The sequence below is a fragment of the Streptomyces sp. NPDC014801 genome (assembly GCF_043082085.1).
Lineage (GTDB): Bacteria > Actinomycetota > Actinomycetes > Streptomycetales > Streptomycetaceae > Streptomyces.
In genome coordinates this window covers 292476-313195 of record NZ_JBIBXG010000006.1, presented here as the reverse complement: position 1 = coordinate 313195, position 20720 = coordinate 292476, and the positions used below count along the sequence as shown (strand labels likewise).

The 20720-nt window shown below is 71.0% G+C and carries 10 protein-coding genes; 4 read left to right on the top strand and 6 right to left on the bottom strand.

All coding sequences use genetic code 11. The annotated features are described in order from the left end of the window. Nucleotides 1-12: 12 nt before the first annotated feature. Both ACF1AL_RS16560 and ACF1AL_RS16555 read right to left on the bottom strand, forming a co-directional pair. Nucleotides 13-3117 (bottom strand): caspase family protein, encoded by a 3105-nt coding sequence (locus ACF1AL_RS16560; protein WP_391826284.1) that lies wholly within the window; start codon nucleotides 3115-3117, stop codon nucleotides 13-15. Then, nucleotides 3114-3971, bottom strand: a complete 858-nt coding sequence (locus tag ACF1AL_RS16555; protein WP_391826282.1) for a hypothetical protein — start codon at nucleotides 3969-3971, stop codon at nucleotides 3114-3116. The genes ACF1AL_RS16560 and ACF1AL_RS16555 overlap by 4 nt, the downstream gene beginning before the upstream one ends. A gap of 557 nt (nucleotides 3972-4528) precedes the next feature. Here ACF1AL_RS16555 and ACF1AL_RS16550 point away from each other — a divergent pair. Then, nucleotides 4529-10627: a DNRLRE domain-containing protein gene (locus ACF1AL_RS16550; protein ID WP_391826406.1), complete on the top strand. Its 6099-nt coding sequence runs from the start codon at nucleotides 4529-4531 to the stop codon at nucleotides 10625-10627. Nucleotides 10628-10743: 116 nt separating this feature from the next. On the opposite strand, the gene ACF1AL_RS16545 is transcribed toward ACF1AL_RS16550, so the two are convergent. From ACF1AL_RS16545 to ACF1AL_RS16530, 4 genes are all read right to left on the bottom strand, one after another. Continuing rightward, nucleotides 10744-11418 (bottom strand): hypothetical protein, encoded by a 675-nt coding sequence (locus tag ACF1AL_RS16545; RefSeq protein WP_391826280.1) that lies wholly within the window; start codon nucleotides 11416-11418, stop codon nucleotides 10744-10746. Nucleotides 11419-11506: 88 nt separating this feature from the next. Further along, nucleotides 11507-12172 carry a response regulator transcription factor gene (locus ACF1AL_RS16540; RefSeq protein WP_366841667.1) on the bottom strand — a complete coding sequence of 222 codons (666 nt, stop codon included), beginning with the start codon at nucleotides 12170-12172 and terminating at the stop codon, nucleotides 11507-11509. A 38-nt stretch (nucleotides 12173-12210) separates the two neighbouring features. Beyond that, on the bottom strand, nucleotides 12211-13434 hold the full coding sequence (locus ACF1AL_RS16535; RefSeq protein WP_391657887.1) for a sensor histidine kinase: 1224 nt from the start codon (nucleotides 13432-13434) through the stop codon (nucleotides 12211-12213). 5 nt (nucleotides 13435-13439) lie between these two features. Beyond that, complete coding sequence (locus ACF1AL_RS16530; protein ID WP_391826278.1) at nucleotides 13440-15641, bottom strand: MMPL family transporter; 2202 nt, start codon at nucleotides 15639-15641, stop codon at nucleotides 13440-13442. Nucleotides 15642-16634: 993 nt separating this feature from the next. Between ACF1AL_RS16530 and ACF1AL_RS16525 the strand changes: the two genes are divergently transcribed. From ACF1AL_RS16525 to ACF1AL_RS16515, 3 genes are all read left to right on the top strand, one after another. Then, a complete protein-coding gene (locus ACF1AL_RS16525; RefSeq protein ID WP_391779610.1) occupies nucleotides 16635-17729 on the top strand; it encodes a sensor histidine kinase in 1095 nt (364 codons plus the stop codon). Further along, nucleotides 17726-18424 carry a response regulator gene (locus ACF1AL_RS16520; RefSeq protein ID WP_388800055.1) on the top strand — a complete coding sequence of 233 codons (699 nt, stop codon included), beginning with the start codon at nucleotides 17726-17728 and terminating at the stop codon, nucleotides 18422-18424. Before ACF1AL_RS16525 ends, ACF1AL_RS16520 begins: the two co-directional genes overlap by 4 nt. A gap of 347 nt (nucleotides 18425-18771) precedes the next feature. Then, a complete protein-coding gene (locus ACF1AL_RS16515) occupies nucleotides 18772-20379 on the top strand; it encodes an alpha/beta hydrolase (protein ID WP_391779609.1) in 1608 nt (535 codons plus the stop codon). Nucleotides 20380-20720 lie beyond the last annotated feature (341 nt).

The window sequence follows — 20720 nt, the reverse complement described above, 5'->3', positions numbered from 1 at the left end:
TGCGGGCGTTGCTCATGGCGCGATGCGTACGAGGCCCTCGGCGGTACCGACGACGACCTCTCCGTTTCGGTGGACGTCGACCGCGTGGACGTCCAGCCCGATGTCGAACTGCCGGGGCGAGCCGGAACCGGTGAGCGGGGACAGCCGGATGTCGCCGTGCAGGCCGGCGCTGACCAGGACCTGAGCGTCACCGACCGTGCACAGCCGCAGTTCGCTCACGCCGCTCGCGTGCTGCAGGACCTGTCGCCGACGCCGTCCGTCCCAGGCCGTCCACCACACCGAGCCGTCACCGGCACCGGTGTAGACACCCCCGGCGTCCGACGCGATCTTGATCAGACCGCGTGCCTGCGGCGGTTCGAAGGTGCGCAAGGCCGTTCCGTCACGCTGCCATACGACCACGTCCGACCGGGTCCGCCCGGCCACCCGGATTCCGTGCGGGGTCTCCGCCGCGGTGACGCCGCCGAGGCGCAGCGACGGACTTGCCACCAGACGTCCGGTCTCGCCCTTGCTTCGCCACTGCCATCCGTCACTACCCGCGATCAGCAGGTCCTCTCCGACCTTGAGGCAGGCGATCAGGGGGCAGGTGAGATGAAGCGGTTCGATCTGCTGCCCCGGGCCGCTCAGCAGTGCGACCCACGCCTGTCCCGTGATCTCCCCCGCGAACAGTGCGGCCTCGCCACCGTGGTCGATGACGGAGGAGGCGGTGACCCGGCTCGGGACCTCGCGGCTGGGGACGTTGCTGGGCGTGAAGGAGGTCCATGAGGTGTCGTCCGCTCCACCCGGTCGATACAGGACCCAGCTGCCGCTGAGTGCGAGTTCACCGCCGTCGGGAAGGCAGTGGACTGCCTTGATGCCGCGATCTTCGATGATCTTGCGGAGTGAAGGGGGACGGCAGTCGACCGCCTCCGCCTGCCAGCCCACCGCGTACTCACGGGCACGCCGGGACAGTTCGTGCAGGCCCCGCACCTGGGCGTGCAGTGCGAGCCGGGCCAAGGTGTGCCCGTCGGGCAGCCGCCAGAGTGACCGCATCAGCTCCCAGCACAGGGCGCGTACGTTGGCAGCCCTGTCATCGGGTGTCTCCTGGAGGAGACCGAGCACGCGGTACAGCTTCTCGCCGTTCATGGCGAGCAGGAACTCGGGGTCGTCGAGGAACTCCTCCAGCACGCCCGCGAGCCGCGCATGGTGCGGGAGGTGGTCACGGGTGTACCGGTCGGCGCTCGACCAGTCGCGCCGGCCGGACGGCAGCACGGGCAACTGCTCGGTCATGGCCGCGACGAACAGTGAGTGGTATTCACGCGCGTCGGCCGAATCGGCCAGGTACTCGGCCGTCGCCGGGTGTTTGAGCCGCCACCCGTGGCTGTTCATACCGTCCTCCGGGACGTCGAGGTAGTCCCCTGCCTCGCTCTGCACGGTGGAGAGGTCCACTGCGCTGACGCCGGGCCGCCCTGCCGCCCGCACCACCGCCGCCCACAGTCTCCCGTCGGCCGGGAGTCCGTCGCCCTGGGCCAGGGCGAGCGGGAGGAGCATGTCCCGCGCCCACTGCGGATCCTCGTCGTCCAGCGCGCCGCTGATGCGGACGAGTTCATCGAGGAACAGGTCGGCGTTGGACCGCTCGGCCCGCACCCGGGCGGTCGCGGGGTCCTCATTGCTCATGTCGACCGCGAAGAGGTAAGCACGGAGCCACGACTTTCCGGCCGCAGCCGCTGTGGCCTGGGCGATGTTCTGCACCGAGCGGCTGTCGGTGACCGACCAGGTGGTGCCCTTGCGGTTCCTCAGCACGTGTTCGACGAGCCCGGCCAAGTCGGCGGCGCGGAAGTAGGCGTCCGCGTCGAGATCGACGAGGCGTCCCTCGAATCCCTCCGGAACCTGGCTGCCGGCCATGACGACCCGGGTCCGCGGCTGCGTGGCCAGGGGAACCAGTAGCATGCGGTAGATCAGTTCGGGCTCCGCGCTGGCGTCGAGTGAGTCGAAGACGAGTCTCAGCCCGCGCCCGCCGAGGGCTTCCACGAGAGCCGCGCAGTCGGGTTCGCCGGTCTCATAGCGCTCGGCCAGCCGCCGCACCACGGTGTCCAGGTTCCAGTTTCGGATGTCCAGCAGCAGGTCGACGCATCGCGCGGGCGCCGGGACCGGCGGTGTTCCCGCGCCGGTCGGCAACGGTTGTCCCACCGAGCAGGCGTGGATCCAGTCGAGCAGCAGAGATTTCCCCGAGCCGGGTCCCCCGGTGACCAGCAGAGGTGTTCCGGGCTCGTCGGTGTCAGGGGTGCCGACCAGGTGGGCCACTACGTCCCGGGCGGCCTCGGCGCGCCCGTGGAAGGCCCATCCGCTGTGCGGTTGCGCCTCGGCCGGCCGGCGCAGCTTCGGCTGAAGATAGCGCGGGTTGGGAAAGGCCCGGAACTGCTCCCGCGGCGGTACCCAGCTGGGCAACTGGGGATCACGGGGGTTCTGGGAGCCCTTCTTCATCCGGACCTTCAGCTCGCTGAAGAGTCCTTGTGCCTCGAGGTGTACGACGTCCGTACCGGCGCGCGTATTGCGCAGGGCAGCCGCGAAGGAGTCGGCGAAGTGCATCTGCTGCGCATCGCCGATCCGGTCCGTGGAACTGATCAGGGTGAGCACGGGCATGTCGGTCCCCCGGTCCCAGTGCTCCTTCGCGGCGCGCTCCATCTGGGCGATGGCCAGCCCGGACTGGCACGCGTCGATCAGAACGACCACTTCGCGCGGGCGCGGCTTCCCGTCCGGAACGATCAGTGACATCAGCCGGTCCACACCCAGCATGGTCGACCGCTTGGCCTTCTCGCTGTTGCTGGCCGCGAGCAGGATGTCTCCGTCGCCGAAGGCGTACCCGTGCCCGGAGTAGTAGAAGAGCAGCACGTCGGGAGGCGTGCCGTCGCCGTCCAGTGCCTGCTCGAAGCTGTCGGCCAGGTCGTCGCAGGTCGGGTCGGTGCGCGAGAGGCGGTGAATGGCGTACCCGGCCTCCGCCAGCACGGCCCGCATCATCCGCAGCTCGTCCTGTACCCGGGGTAACGGCTCGAACCCGTCCGCGAACCGGCTGGTACCGGAGACCAGCGCCGTCCGAACGATCCCGGTCGACCGGCCGGAGGCGTACTCCGCCGACGTCACCGGTCGCTGGCGAGCAGTGCGCTCGCGACGGCGTCGGCCACCTCTCCGGTGGTGAGGTAGCGGAGCACGGAGTGGCTGCCGAAGACGTACTTGCCCGGGTGGTGCCACGGCAGATTGACGACCGGCTGGTCGTCCACCGCGCCGAAGACAGGGGCGAGTTGCTTCACCAGTGCGATGGGGTCGTCCTTGGCCGCCACATTGACCCACCGAGCCACCGGAGGGAAGCCGTCGCCCTGTGCGGGCGGCGCCGGCCGCAGCCGGTCACGGACGGCCTGGACGCCGAGCGGCGAGCCGAGGCTGATGAACGTGTGCACATTCCAATCCGGGTGAGCGCGCAGCGCCTCATACGCGACGACGGAACCGAGGGAGTGGCCGATGACGACCTTGGTGTCCGCGGTCACCACGCGCTCGAAGCGCTGCTGAGCGCAAGCCCGTACGGTGTCCTCGGGATCCAGATACCGGCGCACCTGCTTGACCAGCCAGATCGCGGTTCGCCCGGCGGGCCGCCCGAGCGCTTCGCTGCGCTCCAGCCGGCGCAGGGCCATCTGTCCGAGTCCCTTGCCTCCGGGGAGTGGAGCCTCGGTGCCGTTGGCGAACGCTTCCAGCAGTTCCAGTTCGAGCGGGTCGCGGACGTCACCGATCCGCAACGGTGGGATGTCGGCCAACTCGTCGTCCATGCCGCCCTTGCCGCCGCGGGCGCGGAAACAGCTGCCGTAGTACACGGCGGCGACGTCCGCGGCGTCCGGCACCGGCCGCGCGGCGTCCGTCATGCCGACGCGCAGGGCGTCGTACCACTCGGTCAGCATCGTCTCGCTGTGTTTGTACTGGTAGCCGATGCCGTGGCAGATCACCACACGTGACACTGTGCCCCCTGCTGCCCCGAATGCGCCCTCAGCTGCCCGGAATCCGACACCCGAGGCCGAATACGGAAAACCGGACTTCCCATCATGCCCTATGAGCGGACCTTGGTTAAGCCAATCGACGTTAGTACGACCGGGACTTGACGTCACGTCGGAACGAGGCGGCGCCGACCGGGGCGTCCGAAAATCTCGATCTGCGGGCGCAGAGCCGACGGGTACATCATCTCGGCGGCGCGCCGGCGGGTCGATCCTCTCTGCGAGGACGCGGTGCGGGTCCAGGGCGACTGCTGAGGTGACGCGGACCCCTCCCAGTAAGACTTGAGTAAGGACCAGGATTGTGGTGAACACGTAAACATCGTCCCGGTCACCTTTATCCTTTTTGGCTCTTTTCAAGATCCCTTAAGGTTCGACCTCCCGCAGCCGCAACTCCTGCGCCGGGTAACCGAATTAGGGATGAAATGAGTAAGAGACCAGGGTCCGGGCGCCGAGGCGTCCGGCTCGATCCCAGGGGCGTGTGGACGCGTCGTATAGCCGCCTCCCTCGCCCTTGCGATGGCCGTCGCGGCGCTGGACGGCGTCGACGCCAATGCCGCGCCGGACAAGCCGCACACCGCGCCGCACCAGCAGAAGCGCTATCCCGCGTCGGCGGCGGACATCCCGTCGGCGCGGGTCGCGGCGCGGCTCTCGGGCAAGCGGGTGGAGGCGCTCTCGGAGCGCACCGAGACGGCGACCACTTGGGTGAACCCGGACGGTTCGCTCACGTCCGAGGTGTCCGCGGGGCCGATCCGGTTCAAGCAGGGCGGCGCCTGGCACCCGGTGGACCTGAACCTGGTCGACGACGGCAACGGTGTCGTGGCGCCCAAGGGGCATCCGCGTGGTCTGCGTCTGGCGGGCGGTGGGGGTGCGGCCGCGCGGTCGCTGGCCGCTGCCGGCAATGCTCCGGCCCGGGACCTGGTGACCCTGGGGGAGGGGGACCAGCAGCTCACCCTGCAGTGGAAGGGCGGCCTGCCCAAGCCGAAGCTGTCCGGCAACCGCGCCACCTACACGGATGCGGTGCCGGGTGCGGACGTGGTCGTCGAGGCGACCCGGACTGGTTTCGAGCAGTACGTCGAGATCCGGCAGAAGCCGGCCACCGACGGCTACGCCTACACGCTGCCGCTGAAGGCCAAGGGCCTGAAGGTCAAGCAACTGGCCGACGGCAGTGTGCTGTTCACCGACGCCAAGGGCAAGAAGCAGGCGACGATGCCCGCCCCGGTGATGTGGGACGCGAGCGTCGACCCGGTCTCCGGTGAGCACACCCACCGGGCGAAGGTGAAGCTGCAGGTCGTGCAGCGCAAGGGCACGATCGACCTGGTCTTCACCCCGGACGCGGGCTTCCTCGCCGATCCCAGGACCCAGTTCCCGGTGACCGTGGACCCCTCCACGGCTGCGCTGTCCAACGTCTTCGACACCTATGTGCAGCAGGGGGAGACGGTCGACTGGTCGGCCGACACCGAGCTGGACCTGGGCAACCCGGGCACGAAGAACGCCGACGGCACTCCCCGTACCGCCCGCTCGTTCATCACCTGGAACACGGCGCCGTTCTCGGACGCGCTGGTGTCGAAGGCGACGCTGTCGCTGTGGGACTTCCACTCGGGCAACACCGACTGCAAGGCCTACCCGTGGGAGGTGTGGGACACCGGCAAACCGTCCACGGCCTCGCGCTGGACCTCGCAGCCGGCCTGGAACCAGAAGTTCGCCACCTCCACGGCCACCACCGGCAACCCGGGCTGTTCGACGCAGCCGGACGGCTGGATCAGCGCCGATGTGACGAACCTGGCGCAGACGTGGGCGTCGGCGAAGAACGCGACCTCCAACATGGGTCTGCGGGCGACGGACGAGTCGACGAGTCTGCCGTGGAAGCGGGTGAACTCCGCCAACGCGGCGTCCAACCCGCCCAAGCTGGTGGTCACCTACAACTACCGGCCGCGTACGGGCACCGACCAGCAGGCGGGTCCGCCGTTCTTCAAGGACGCCGGCGGCACCTGGTATGTCAACACCCTCACGCCGACGTTGCGGGACACCTTCGCGGATCCCAACAACGACAAGGTGCAGGGTTTCTTCCAGATCGCGGACAACGCGACCGGTACGCAGGTGGGTTCGAACCTGTCGTCGGCGTTCGTCCCGGCCGGGCAGCCCGCGTCGGTGACCGTGCCGTCGGGGCTGCTGGCCAACGGCAAGACGTACAAGTTCCGCACCACGCCGTACGACGGCACCAGCTACAACCTGGGCTGGTCCAACTACGCGGTCTTCACCGTCGACACCACCGCCCCCTCCGCCCCCACCTCGATCACGTCGACGGACTACCCGAGCGACCAGTGGGTCAAGGGCGCGGGGCAGGCGGGCAAGTTCACCGTCACGCCGCCCGCCGGTGACCAGAACGGCATCGAGTGGTCGCTGGACGGCTCCACCTGGACCAAGGTCCCGACCTCCGGCACCACCCCGGTCACCTTCTCCGTGACCCCGGCGAAGGCCGGCACCAACACCCTTCAGGTGCGGGCCACCGACAAGGCGGAGAACAAGTCCGAGGCCGTCTCCTACACGTTCCACGTCGGTCCGGGCGGTGTCACGTCCCCCGACGACGGCACCCGCACGGCCGCCCGCGTTCCGCTGGCCGCCGAGGCCGACGGCTCGAAGTACGACCACGTCACCTTCTCCTGGCGGCGCGGCGACGCCGACACCTGGGCGCCGATCCCGGCGGCGGACGTCACCAACGGCGGCCAAGCGCTCGCGTCGTGGCCCCTGGCCCTGAGCGGCGGCAAGAGCCCGAAGCTGACGTGGAACGCCACCAGCACGGTCAACCCCGACGGTGCCGTGCAGGTCCGCGCCGACTTCACCGGTCCGAACAGCGCCGCCACCTCCTCCGACCCGATCGGCGTGGTCGTCGACCGCTCCGCCGACGGCGCCGCCACGCAGTCCGTCGGCCCCGGCTCGGTGAACCTGCTCACCGGCGACTACACGCTCTCCGGCACCGACGCCTCCTTCTTCGGCATGTCGGTGTCCCGTACCGCCTCCTCCCGTACCCCGCAGGCCGGGGCCGGCCAGGAGGGCCAGGCGCCGATCTTCGGCAAGGAGTGGCTGTCCGGCACCACCGCCGAGGCGCTCGACTCCGACTACACGCAGATCGTGAAGACCTCGGCCACCTCGCTGAACGTGTCCACCGCCGACGGTGACACGATCACCTTTACCGCGAACGCGGCGAAGACCGGCTGGGTGCCCGAGCCGGGCTCGGAGGACCTCACCCTCACCGGCTCCTTCGCCTCGGGCGACTTCACCCTGTCCGACACCGACGGCACCGTGACCACCTTCTCCAAGGTCAACGCGTCGGCGACCACTTGGACGGTGACCAGCTCGCTGGCCGACGGTCTGGCCAACTCCACCACCAAGGTGGTCTCCGAGGCCGTCACCGTCGGCGGCAAGACGCTGGCCCGCCCGAAGCGGATCATCGCCGCGACCACCGCCACCACTCTGGGCGCCTGCGACACCGACCCGTCCACCAAGGGCTGCCGCGTGCTGGAGTTCGTCTACCCGACGACCACCACCGCCACCGCGTCCGCCTTCGGCGACTTCGCCGGCCAGGTCTCGCAGATCAAGCTGTGGTCCACCGCCCCCGGCGCCTCCACGGCCACCGCCGTCGCCGTCGCCCAGTACGCCTACGACGACGCCGGCCGGCTGCGGGAGCAGTGGGACCCGCGCATCAGCCCGGCCCTGAAGACGGCGTACGCCTACGACAGCGCCGGCCGGGTCACCACGCTGACCCCGCCCGGACAGCTGCCGTGGACCTTCACCTACGGGCAGGCCGGCTCCAACCCGGCGGCCGGCGCCGGCATGCTGCTGAAGGCGTCCCGCGCCACGCTCGCCCCGGGCAGCGCGAGCCAGACCAACGGCACCGCCACCACCACCGTCGTCTACGGCGTACCGCTGAGCGGCGCCGCGGCCCCGGAGGACCTCGGCGCCGCCACGGTGGCCGGCTGGGGGCAGAGCGACCTGCCCACCGACGCCACCGCCGTCTTCCCCGCCGACCAGGTGCCCGCCTCCAGCGACGGCACCGCCCTGACCGCCGGTGACTACACCCGGGCCGGCATCCACTACCTGGACGCCTCCGGCCGTGAGGTCGACGAGGCCACGCCCGGCCACCACATCGCGGTCACCGAGTACGACACCTTCGGCAACAAGGTCCGCACCCTGACCGCCGCCGACCGCGAACTCGCCCTGGGCACCACCCAGGCGCAGCAGGACCAGCTCACCGACCTGGGCATCAACGCCCTGGCTTCAGCCGAGCGGGCCCAGCTGCTGTCGACCACTTCGGTCTACAGCGCCGACGGCCAGCGTGAGACCGACACCTACGGGCCGCTGCACCGCGTGACCCTGGCGGCGGACCTCACCAGCGGCACCACCACCCTCGCCACGGCCGGCAATCAGCTGACGGCCCGTCAGCACACGGTGAAGGAGTACGACGCCGGCCGTCCCACCGACGGCACCGCCACGGTCCGGAACCAGGTCACCAAGGAGACCGTCGGCGCCCAGCCGCGCTCGTGGCCCGACCTGACGGCCGACCCGCGGGCGACCTCCACGACGTACGACTGGGCCAAGGGCCTGCCCACGGCCACCATCCAGGACCCGGGCGGTCTGGCGATCACCACCACCACCGGCTACGACGACCAGGGCCGGGTCACCTCGACCAGCCAGCCCGCCTCCAGCGGGTCGGACGCCGGGACCACGGTGACCACCTACTACACCGCGGACGGCACCGGCACCTGCGGCGGCCGTCCCGAGTGGGCCGACGCGGTCTGCCAGACCGGACCGGCCGCGGCCATCACCGGCGGCGGCTCCAACCCGGCCACACTGCCCACCAAGACCACCCAGTACGACCGCTGGGGCAACCCCACCACCGTCACCGAGACCTCGGGAAGCTCGACCCGGACGACCACCACCGCCTACGACGGCGCCGGCCGGCCGACCACGGTCACCGTCTCCGGCGGCCTGGGCGCCACCGTCCCGGCCGTGACCACCAGCTACGACAGCGCCACGGGGCAGGCCGTCAAGCAGACGTCCACCACCGGCGGCACCCTCACCAAGGCGTACGACCAGCTCGGCCGCCTGATGTCCTACACCGACGCCGACGGCGGGACGACCAGCACCCAGTACGACGCGCTGGACCGGCCCCTCAAGGTCACCGACAGCGTGCCGTCGACCACCACCTACACCTACGACACCACCGTCGACCCGCGCGGCCTGGCCACGTCGATGACCGACTCGGTCGCCGGCACCTTCACCGCCCGCTACGACGCCGACGGCAAGCTGACCAAGCAGACCCTGCCCGGCGGTTACACCATGGCCGACGACCAGGACCCGGACGGCACCGCCACCGGCCGCACCTACACCCGGGACAGCGACGGGACCGTGCTGCTGTCCGACAGCGTCAGCACCACCGTCCAGGGCCAGTGGGCCAGCCACACCGGCACCCCCGGCGTCACCTCGTCCCAGACCTACGCCTACGACAAGGCCGGACGTCTGACCCAGGTGCAGGACACCACGCCCGACGCGGTGTGCACGACCCGCGCCTACACCTTCGACAAGAACACCAACCGCAAGACGCTGGCCACCTCCGCCGCCGCCGTCGGCGCGGACTGCACCACCACCGGCGCCACCACCACGTCGTACACCTACGACACCGCCGACCGGCTGGTGAACAGCGGCTACACCTACGACGCGTTCGGCCGCACCACCGCCCTGCCCGGATCGACGATCGGCTACTACGCCAACGACCTCGTCCAGCAGCAGACCGCCGGCACCCAGCGCCAGACCTGGACCCTGGACTCGGCGCTGCGCCGGCGCGGCTTCACCACCGAGAGCAACGCCTCCGGCAGCTGGACCCAGACCTCGTCCAAGCTCAACCACTACGACTCCGACAGCGACAGCCCGCGCTGGATCGTCGAGGACACCGCCACCGGCGCGCTCACCCGCAACGTCCACGGCCTCGACGGCGGTCTCGCCGCCACCACCTCGGACACCGGCGACGTCACCTTCCAGCTCGCCGACCTGCACGGCGACATCGCCCTGCAGCTGCCCGCCGACAGCAGCGTCGCGCCGACCGTCCTCGACTACGACGAGTACGGCAACCCGCGCACCGGCCAGAGCGCCGGCCGCTACGACTGGCTCGGCGCCAAGGAGCGCTCCAGCGAGACCCCGACCGGGCTCACGCTCATGGGCGTGCGCCTGTACAACCCGTCGACCGGGCGCTTCCTGTCCGTCGACCCCGTGCCCGGCGGCAATGCCAACGCCTACGACTACTGCCACGCGGACCCGGTCAACTGCTTCGACCTCACCGGCAAGTGGTCCTGGCGCCACTACCTGCACCGGCTGCACCGGCGGGCCCACCACTGGCTCAGGCGCCACCCCATGGTGCGCCGCGTGTACTACGGCTACAACCGCTGGGCCGGCCGGGTGTACCGCAACCACTACTTCCGCGCCTGCACGGTCTGGGGCGGAGGCGGAGCCGGCGCGATCATCACGTACGGCTTCTGGGCCGGACCGATCGACTGGGGGCTGGCCGGGGTCACCGGCGCCTTCGGCTGCGCGTCGGGAATGATCGGATACCGATGGAACTGACAAAGGCGACCCCTATGACCTCCCCTGACCGCAAGCCCGACCGCGTCGGGTCCGTGATCGCCGCCGTCGCGAGCGTGACCAGCATCTACCTGGCCCACCTCGCCCTGCCGCACGTCTCACTCGGCCTGCTGGTCGTCCCCGGAATCATCCTCGGGGCGGTCCTCGCGATCGCGATCCGCCGACCGCGCGGAACGCGATGACCGGGCACCCTGCCTGACCCTCTCCTCGGCCCCGCCAAGCCCCGGCTCGGCGGGGCCGAGCACGTCGGGCTCCGGGCCGCCGGCAGGCTCTCCGGCCGGCTCGGCCGAAACGGCGTCGCGCAGGCGGCGCAGGTCGTCCGCCGGGCGTCCCAGGCCGTTGATCTGCAGACGGGCCGTCTCGGTGCGGGCATCGGGATGCACGGTGAAGGCGATGTTCAGCGACTGGCGCACCATCCACTGGTCGTACGCCAGCAGCCGGCCCGCCCGCTCCTGGAACTCCACCAGATCGGCCTCGGTGAGCGGCAGCTCCCGCAGCCGGGCCCGCAGCCGGTGGATCGCCGACCCGGCACGGCCGCAGTCCTGGGCGGCCTGCCCGCTCACCGGCCCCGGCTCCCCGCACGCGGCCACCGCCGGATCGGCCAGCCGCTGCACGGCGACGGCCTCGTCCAGCACCTCCACCAGCGCGTGCACCTGGGCCCGACGGGAGAGCCGGACCGGAACGGGACGGGGCCGCCGCAGCCGCGCGAGGAGGCGGCGGGTGCGGCGCCGCGGGCCGGGACCGGGCGGGGCGAGCGCATTCGGTACGGGCATGGCTCCTCCTGGGGCAGCACGGCTGGACCAGGGACCGACAGCATGACGTGCCCCTCCAGTGTGCGCCCGGGATGCGGTGCGGCCGGTGTCAGGGGGAGCCCTCCGGGCCGGGGGAGCGGTGCAGCATCCCCCTCTCCATCGCCACCACCACCGCCCTCGTCCGGTCGTTCACGTCGAGCTTGGCGAACAGACGCAGCAGGTGGGTCTTCACCGTGGCCTCCGCGATGACCAGCCGCCGTCCGATCTCCGCGTTGGTCAGCCCGTCCGCCACCGCGTTCAGCACGTCCGTCTCGCGGGCGGTGAGCGGGACCTGGGCGGGCCGGCGCATCCGGGCGACGAGCCGCTCGGCCACCCGGGGCGCCAGCACCGTCTCGCCGCGGGCCGCCGCGTGGATGGCGTCGACCAGCTGCTCGCGGGTGGTGTCCTTGAGGAGGTAGCCGATGGCCCCGGCCTCCACCGCGCGCTCGATCTCCGCGTCGGTGTCGTACGTGGTCAGGATCAGCACCCGGGTCGCCGGGAAGCGCTCCACGATCCGTGCCGTCGTGGCGACGCCGTCGAGCACCGGCATGCGCAGGTCGACCAGGGCGACGTCGGGTTCGTGGCGCTCGACGAGGTCCAGGGCCGCGCGGCCGTCGCCCGCCTCGCCGACGATCTCGATGCTGGTCTCCGAGTCGAGCAGGGCCACGACACCGGCGCGCATGACCGTGTGATCGTCCACCACGACGATCCGGACCCCCGCACCGGTCCCGCCCATGCTCCGTCCGCCGGTCCCGCCCGTGCCCTGCCCGCCGCTCACGCCCACTCCTCGCTCTTCGCGCTCTCACCGGATGCCGGCGAAGCCAGCGGAAGCAACGCGAGGACGCGCGTGCCGTCGCCCACCGAACTCGTCACCGTCAGCCTCCCGCCCAGCTCCGCCAGCCGTTTGCGCATCCCGTCCAGGCCGAAGCCCGCCGAGTCCTCCACCACGAAGCCGGTCCCGTCGTCGGTGATCTCCAGCTCGATCCCGTACGCCTGCCGGGTCAGGACCACGCCGACCGTGGACGCCCGGGCGTGCTTGCGTACGTTGGCCAAGGACTCCTGGGTGCACCGCAGCAGCGCGATCCGGGTCTGCTGATCGCAGGCCAGGTCCTCGAGGTCGGCGTCGACGGCGAGCCCGGTGTCCTCCGCGAACCGGTCCAGAGTCCGGCGCAGGGTCTGCGCCACCGAACCGGCCGCCAGCTGGGCCGGCCGGTGTGCCGAGCCGACCAGTTCCCTCGCCTCGGCCAGGTTCTCCCGGGCCGTGGACTCGATCGACCGCAGCTGCCGGGCACTGCGCGCGGGGTCGGTGCCGAGCCCGGCACGGGCCGCCTCGGCGAGCACGATGATGGAGGCGAAGCCCTGCGCGAGCGTGTCGTGGATGTCCCGGGCGATCCGCTCCCGCTCGTCCGCCGCCCCCTGCCGCTGATGCGCCTCGGACAGCTGGACCTGGGCCCGCTCCAACTCGCCGATGAGGCGCGCCCGTTCCGCGCTCTGCGCCACCACCGAGTGCGCCCACAGGCCGATCAGCACTCCCACGGCGACGACGATCAGCGTCGAGACGAGCGTCTCGGTGACGAACTCCACCGTCCAGCCGTCCTGCCGCAGGACGCTGCCGGCCAGGGTGCCGGCCGTCGCGAGCCCCAGGAAGCCCATCGCGGCCCTCGGCGTCGATGCGAACATCCAGTAGTGCGGCAGCGTCACCATGAACAGCGCCGCGTAGTTGCCGCGCAGATACGCGAGCCCGCCCACGGCCACCGCCAGCACCGCGAGGTACACGTGCGGTCGCACGACGGGGTTGTCCGGGAAGCGGTCGAGGACCGTGTGACAGACCACCACGCCGCCCAGCAGCGCGAGCGCGGCGTACTTGCTCCCGCCGGGCCGGTCGATGGCCACCAGGCCGACGGCCATCACGGCGAACAGCACCCGGCACACGAGGTTCCAGCGGCGCAGTGACGTCGCCCAGAAGGCGTCCACGTCGGGCCCGGCGAGAGACGGCATACGCATCAACCTACGTCGACCGCCGAAGGCCGGGCGGCCGCTTTTTCCACCGCGGGGCCGGCGGGGGGCCGGATGCGCGAGGGCCACCAACTCGCCTCGCCCAGCAGCAGCATGGCCGACGGCAGCACCAGGATCCGCACCACGAAGGCGTCGAGCAGCACGGCCGTCCCCAGGACGAAGCCGATCTGCTTCATCTCGATGATGTGCAGGAACACGAAGCCGGCGAACACGGTCGTCATCACGACCGCGGCACTGGTCACCACGCTCGCCGAGCCGCGGATGCCGTCGAGCACCGCCTGCCGCGTGGGAAGACCCGCGAGCCTGGCCTCCCTGATCCGGCTCACCACGAACACCTGGTAGTCCATCGAGAGCCCGAACAGGATCACGAAGAGGAAGAGCGGGACGCGCGAGCCGATGGATCCCGTGGAGTGGAAGCCCAGCACTCCTTCCGCCCAGGTCCCCTGGAAGACCAGCACCAGCAGCCCCAGCGCCGCCGCCGCGGACAGCAGGTTCAGCACGACACCGATCAGGCCGAGCACCACCGAGCGGAAGGCGTACACGGTCATCGCGAAGGTCACCAGGAGCAACGCGGCCAGCACCAGGGGGAGTCTGCCGTTCTGATGGGCGGGATAGTCGGCGTAGCGGGCGACATCGCCGCTCACGCCGTACTCGGCGCCGCCGATCCGGCCCACCGTGGCGGGCAGGAACTCCTTGCGCAGGTGGTCGAGGGAGTCGTACGCCTGAGCGGAGTTGCCGAGGTAGGGCACCTTCAGCTCCAGGACGCTGGTCCGGTGATCGGCGGACGTCCGTATCCGTGAGGCGCCGGTGAACAGCGGGTCGGTGCCGGCCCGCCGGGCCACCTCGCGCAGCGCCGAGCCGACCTCCGCCGCCCGCGAGGCGTCGGCGCGCACGACGACCTGATGGGTCACCCGCAGCTGCGGGAACGCCTCGTTGAGCCGGTCGTACACCCGCATGGCGGGGATCGCGCGGGAGTGGGTGTCCCGGCTCATCTCCGTGATGTTCAGTCCGGCCAGCGGCACGACGAGCGCGAGAAGACCGAGGACCGAGAAGCCCAGCGTCGCCCGGGGATGCCGGGCGGCGGGCCGCAGCAGCGCCGCCCACAGCCGGCCACCGGCCCGCGCGTCCCGCACCGGACGGGCGGGCTTCCCGCGCCGTGCCCGCCGCACTGCCCTGCGCTCCGCCCGCTGCCCGAGCTTGACGAGGAGCGCGGGCAGGGCCGTGAGCGAACTGGCCACCGCGACCAGGACGACCACGATGGTGCCGGTCGCCAGCGAGGAGAAGATCACGTCGGAGGCCAGGTACAGGGTCGCGGTGGAGGCGACGACCGCGCATCCGGACACCACGACCGCCCGCCCCGAGGTCGCGGCCGCCAGTTCCACCAGGGCCTCCGGGCCGAGCCGGCCGCCCGAGCGGGCCCGCTCCTCGCGCTCGCGCTTGAGGTAGAACAGCGTGTAGTCGACACCGACGGCGAGCCCGATCATCAGGATGACGTTCGTGCCGACCCCGGCGTCGGGGGACAGATGCGAGGCGATCATGGAGAGCCCGATCGCCGCCGCGATCGACGACAACGCCAGCAGCAGCGGCACCCCGGCCATGGTGACCGACCCGAAGACGATCAGCAGGGTGACCAGGGTGACCGGAAGGGTGATCGCCTCGGACAGCGCCAGGTCGTCCCCGCGCTGCTGGTCGACCCCCTTGCTGATGGACGGGCTGCCGGTCTCCTCCAGCAGCAGACCGGGGTGGCCCTTCTGCACCGCGGCGGTCTGCTCGACGAGCGCGTCGACCTTGTCCTTCGCGTTGCGCTCCTCGCCCTTCAGCGCCACCTCGACCATGAGGACCGTGCGGTCGCCGGAGAGCAGCGGGGCCGCCACGGAGGCGACGTCGGGCAGCCGCCTCATCCGGGCGGTGAGGTCCTCGGCGGCGGTCCGCGCCGCCGTCTGGTCGAGGGCACCCGACCTGGCGGAGATCAGCACCTGCTCGGTGGAGGCACGCTCCAGGTGGCCTTCGGCGGCCAGCGCCTCGGCACGGCCGGCCTCACCGACCCGGTAGTCCGCCGTCCTGGCGCTGTTCGTGCCGACGGCACTGCCGGCGACCAGGCACAGCACCACGAACGCCAGCCAGCCGACGATCGCCCGCCAGGGGTGCCGGGCGCTCCAGCGCGCCGTGCGCACAGTGAGTGAGTTCATGCCCAAGAGCCTTGTCGGCCAGGGCGGTTGCCGGACAGAGGTGCTCGGTTGAACCCGGTGTCCACCGAGTGGTGGACACCGGGTTCGGGCCGCGGCGTCGGTTGCTCAGATGTCCCGGAAGAGACCAACCGGCCCGCTGACCTGCCACGCTGGGCGGCTACGCCGCGCCGGCCTGCGCAGATGACCTTTCGGCTGTTTCGCGGTCGCGCCGGTTGACGCAGTCAGAAGTCCCAGAAAAGTCCCAGAGAACTCCCGCGCCCACCCCTGGAGGGGTCAGCGGAGTGGCGTCGGCGGCGTTGTTGATGTCGATGGTGCCGGTGGTCCCGTTCACGGCCGGCGTCGGTACGAACGCTACCGGCAGACGCACCCACGCCGACGTCTCCCACCGCACAGGGCCTCCGGTGTTCTGCTTGGCCGCTCCGGTCCGGTGGACCCCGCGATCGGCGGGTTGCATCGGGGGGACTGACGGTGGTCGGGCGACATGGTTTCCTCCTCGGGGCCGCTCCCGGAGGGCGGTCTGCACGTTCGATGCTGGAAAGCCAAGGGCCGCGACTCCTGGGCGTCGTCACCGACAGGCGGGCACTTGCCGTCTTCGCGCATCCCCCGAACGAGCTACCCCGGTGTCCTCTCTCGGGGGACGCAACCCACGCCTCAGAACGCTAGGCTCACGGTGCAAGACCGTCCGGCCCGCAACGCCGTGCGACGTTCGACACCGAACTGGTCGTAGCGAACGGGCGGGCAGCGGACCACGGCTCGGTCCCCATGTCGCTCAGCGCCGGACCTACGGGATCGTGGATGACCATGACGGAAGACCAAGCAGCACGTGAACCAGCGGGTTCGGCATCCCCCGTGCCGACGGCGCGTGCGCAGGGCCGGGTGAACCCGGTCGTCGCCGCAGCCGCTCGGCTCCGCGTGCTGACGCGCTGGTGGGGATCACGTCCTGCCGCTACCAGGAACCGTGGGTTCGCGCTTGTCTTCACGGTGCTGTCGTTCGTGGCGCCGCTGTCGCGGATCGGCGCGCAGTTCGGCACTCTTCCCACTCATGGCGCCTCCGTCGCGAGTGTGCTGCTGACTCTGGGGCAGACCCTGCCGCTTGCGGTGCGCACCCGGTGGCCGGCCGCCTGCCTCGCGGTGACGGGGGCCTCGTTCGCGGTGTACGAGTGCCTGGGCCTGCCGCCGACCTTCGGTAGCCTGGGGTTGTACATCGCGCTGTACTCCGTGGGTGCCCACCAGGACCGCTTCCGGCGGGTCGTACCGCTGGCGGCGACGGGCGGTTACCTGGTCTTCGGCGTCGCCCTGTACGCGCTGGGTTCGCCCGAGGACCTGACCGACTACCTGCTCTATTACCTGGTCCTTGTGGTGGTGTGGAGCCTGGGAGTCCTGGTCCGCGGGCGGCGGGAGCAGGAGGCCGAGCGGCGGCGCCTGTCCGCGCAGGTGGCCATCGTGGCGGAACGCAGCCGCCTGGCGCGGGAGTTGCACGACGTGGTGACACACCATGTGACCGCGATGGTGGTGCAGGCGGGCGCGGCACAGTACCTGACCGAGTCGCCGGACCGCCTCCACGAGTCCCTCGACGCCATCAACGGCACCGGGCGTCGCGCGCTGGCCGAGCTCCGGTTCCTGCTCGGTGTGCTGGAGGCGACCGGTGATTCGGCGCCCCGGGAGCGGACGCCGCTGCCGGGCCGGGTGCCTGATCTGGTGGAGCAGACACGAGCGGGCGGCCAGCCGGTCGAGCTGGTCGAGGACGGAGAGCAGTCGGCCATGGCCGTAGGTGCCCAGCTCACGGCGTATCGCGTCGTGCAGGAATCCCTGACGAACGCCGTGAAGTATGCCGCGGGCCGGCGGACGCTGGTACGGCTTGCGCACACCCCCGGCTGGACGGACGTGGAGGTCACCACCGCCGGGACGGCCGACGGCGCTCTCGTGTCCGCCGCCCTGCCGGGTGGCGGCCCGTACGTCTCGGGTGGCCGGGGCCTGACCGGGCTGCGGGAACGGGTGGAGATGCTGGGAGGCGAGTTTGCGGCAGGGCCCCGCCCGCAGGGCGGTTTCCGCGTGCACGCACGGATCCCCTCGGGAGGTGCCGCGTGAGTGTTCCGCCTGCTGCGATCAGGGTGCTGGTCTGCGAGGACCAGGCCCTCGTGCGTGCCGGCTTCGTCACGATCCTCTCCGCCCAGCCCGACATCGAGGTCGTGGGGGAGGCCATGGACGGCCGAGCGGCGATCCGGAGCACGCAGGAGCTGAAGCCGGACGTCGTCGTCATGGACATCCGCATGCCCCTGCTCGACGGAATCGAGGCCACCCGCCGCCTGGCAGGCCCCGACTCCCTCACTCCTGCCAGGATCCTCGTCGTCACGACCTTCAACGTGGACGAGTACGTGTACGAGGCTCTCCGCGCCGGTGCCAGCGGCTTCCTGCTGAAGGATGCACCACCGCCCGAACTGATCAACGCGGTACGCGTCGTCGCCCGCGGCGAGTCCCTCCTGGCCCCCGCTGTGACCCGCACCCTGATCGGCCGCTTCGCCGAACGCGTACGCCCCTCTGCCGCCCCCGCGTCCCCCGAGCGCGAGCGCATCAAGGTCCTCACCCCCCGTGAGCACGAGGTCCTCCTCCTCATCAGCGAGGGCCTGTCGAACGCCGAAATCGCCACCGAGCTGGTCATCAGCCACGAGACCGTGAAGACCTACGTCTCCCGCATCCTGACCAAACTGGACCTCCGTGACCGCGTCCAGGCGGTGGTCCTGGCGTATCGGGCGGGGTTGACGGGGGACGGCGACCGCGCCTGACGGCCCTGTGATGCCGGCCGGGTCAGGCGAGCGCGCCACGGCCGCGATCGCCTCCTGGCCGGACGTCCGGACGCCTCGCTCCGGGTGACGGACGCCCTCGCCCCGGGTGATCCGTGCGGGGCGGCGCACCGGCGGCAACGGCTCGGTCCGCTCCCACAACTCGCCCGCCCCCGATCCACTGGGGCCGCTCACCCCTTCTCAGGTTCGGCCCGGCATCCCCCGAGCGAGCTACCTGATGTGTCCTCTCCGCGGTGACGCGCGCGACCGGTGACCTCTTGTTGACTCGAACCGTCAACACGACGGCCTGAACAGGCAGGCCGACCAGCCGAGTAGCCAAGGACAACGCCATGACCAATACGCGCAGTTCCGCGAAGTACGGTTTCCCCGGAGGCCGCCGACTCGCCGCGGCCCTGCTGGTCTCCACGGTGGCAGGGACCGCACTGGTTGCGTGCGGCGCCGATGCCCAGGGCGCGCAACCGGCCCAGGTCGCCGCCAAGAGCGCCGGCCAGACCGCGGGGGACGCCAGGATCACCTGGGGCAAGTGCCCGGCCTTGGCCGAGGGACAAACCCGTAGCCCCCACCTGGCCTGCGGGACGTTGGAAGTTCCCCTGGACTACCAGCACCCGGGCGGCACGAAGATCGACGTGGCGGTCTCCCGGCTGTCCACCGCCATACCCGGGAAGCGACGTGGCGTCCTGGTGCTGAACCCCGGCGGGCCGGCTCTGGGCGGTCTCGACATGCCCGAAACCATGGCGTCCACCCTGCCGAAGTCCGTGCTGGACCGCTACGACCTGGTCGGCTTCGACCCGCGCGGCGTCGAACACAGCACCCCGCAGAGTTGTGGTCTGAAGGACCCCAGCGTGACCGGGCTCTTTCCCTATCCCGCCGTGGACGGCTCGATCACCAAGAACGTGGCCCTCGCCAAAGCCGACGCCAAGCAGTGCGCCGACACCGTGGGCAAGAACCTGCGGTACTACAACACCGCCAACACCGCCCGCGACATGAACCGTATCCGTCAGGCGCTCGGTGAGAAGAAGATCTCCTACTGGGGCCAGTCCTACGGCACCTACCTCGGCGCCGTCTACCGGTCCCTCTTCCAGAACCACACCGATCGCATGATCCTGGAAGGCAACGTAGACCCCACCAAGGTATGGGCCAACCAGGTCGCGGGCACCTGGGGCAAGGGCATGGCCGACCGGTTCCCCGACGCCGCCCGCGTCGCCGCGGCGCAGAACAGCACCCTGAAGCTGGGCACGAACGTCGCGCAGGTGACCCACACCTACCTCACCCTCGCCGACCGGCTCGACCGCACGCCCGCGGCGATTCCCGGCGCATCGGTGTCGATGGACGGGCCGCTGCTGCGGAACATGACCTACGCCCTGCTTCTGCACAACAACACCCTTCCGGTGCTCGTCCGGTTCTGGAAGGCGGCCGACGACCTGTCCCACGGCAGCACCACGGCCGCCGACGCCGCGGTCCTGAAGGAGGTGTTCGCCGACTCGCCGTCGTCCCCGGGCGTCCCCGCGGACAACCAGGCCACCGTGTTCATGGCTCTCACCTGCGGCGACGCCGAATGGCCGCACAACGTCGACGGCTACGCCACCCGCACCGCCGCCGACCGGAAGAAGTGGCCGCTGACCGCCGGCATGCCCGCCAACATCTGGGCATGCGCCTTCTGGAACAAGCCGGCTGAGTCGACTGTCAAGGTCGTGTCCGGCGGCCCGCGCAACACCCTGATCCTGCAGAACCGCCGGGACAACGCCACCCCGTGGGAAGGCGGCGTCGGGCTGCACAAGGCCCTCGGTAACGGCTCCGTCTTCGTCGGCGTCGACAACGGCGGGCACTACACCTACAACGAAGGCTCCACCTGCGCCGACAAGGCCACCGTCGACTTCCTGGCCACCGGCCACCTGCCGGACAAGGATCTCTACTGCACCGACGCCACCCAGAAGTAACCGGCCGGAACCCGGCGTTCCCGTCCTCCGGACAGTACGTGCCCTCCACTCACGCAGTATCCACGGATCGGGTCATCGCCCGTCCTGTCGAACTCGCCGGAAGGACCCCGGGCACAACCGGTGTTGGACCACGCCATGTCCTCGACATCGGACGTCAGGATCGTGACTCGGCCCGGCTGGGCGAGGGCGGTGGCCGAGGTGATCACCGGAAGGTCGGCGTCGAGGGCGGCGATGAGCCACTCGCAGACCCTCGCGGTCGCGCTGTACGGCTTTGGCCAGGCCCTCGCTGTCCAGGACGAGGGGGCCGCTGTGCGGCCTTCTCCAGGTATGCGGACACGCCC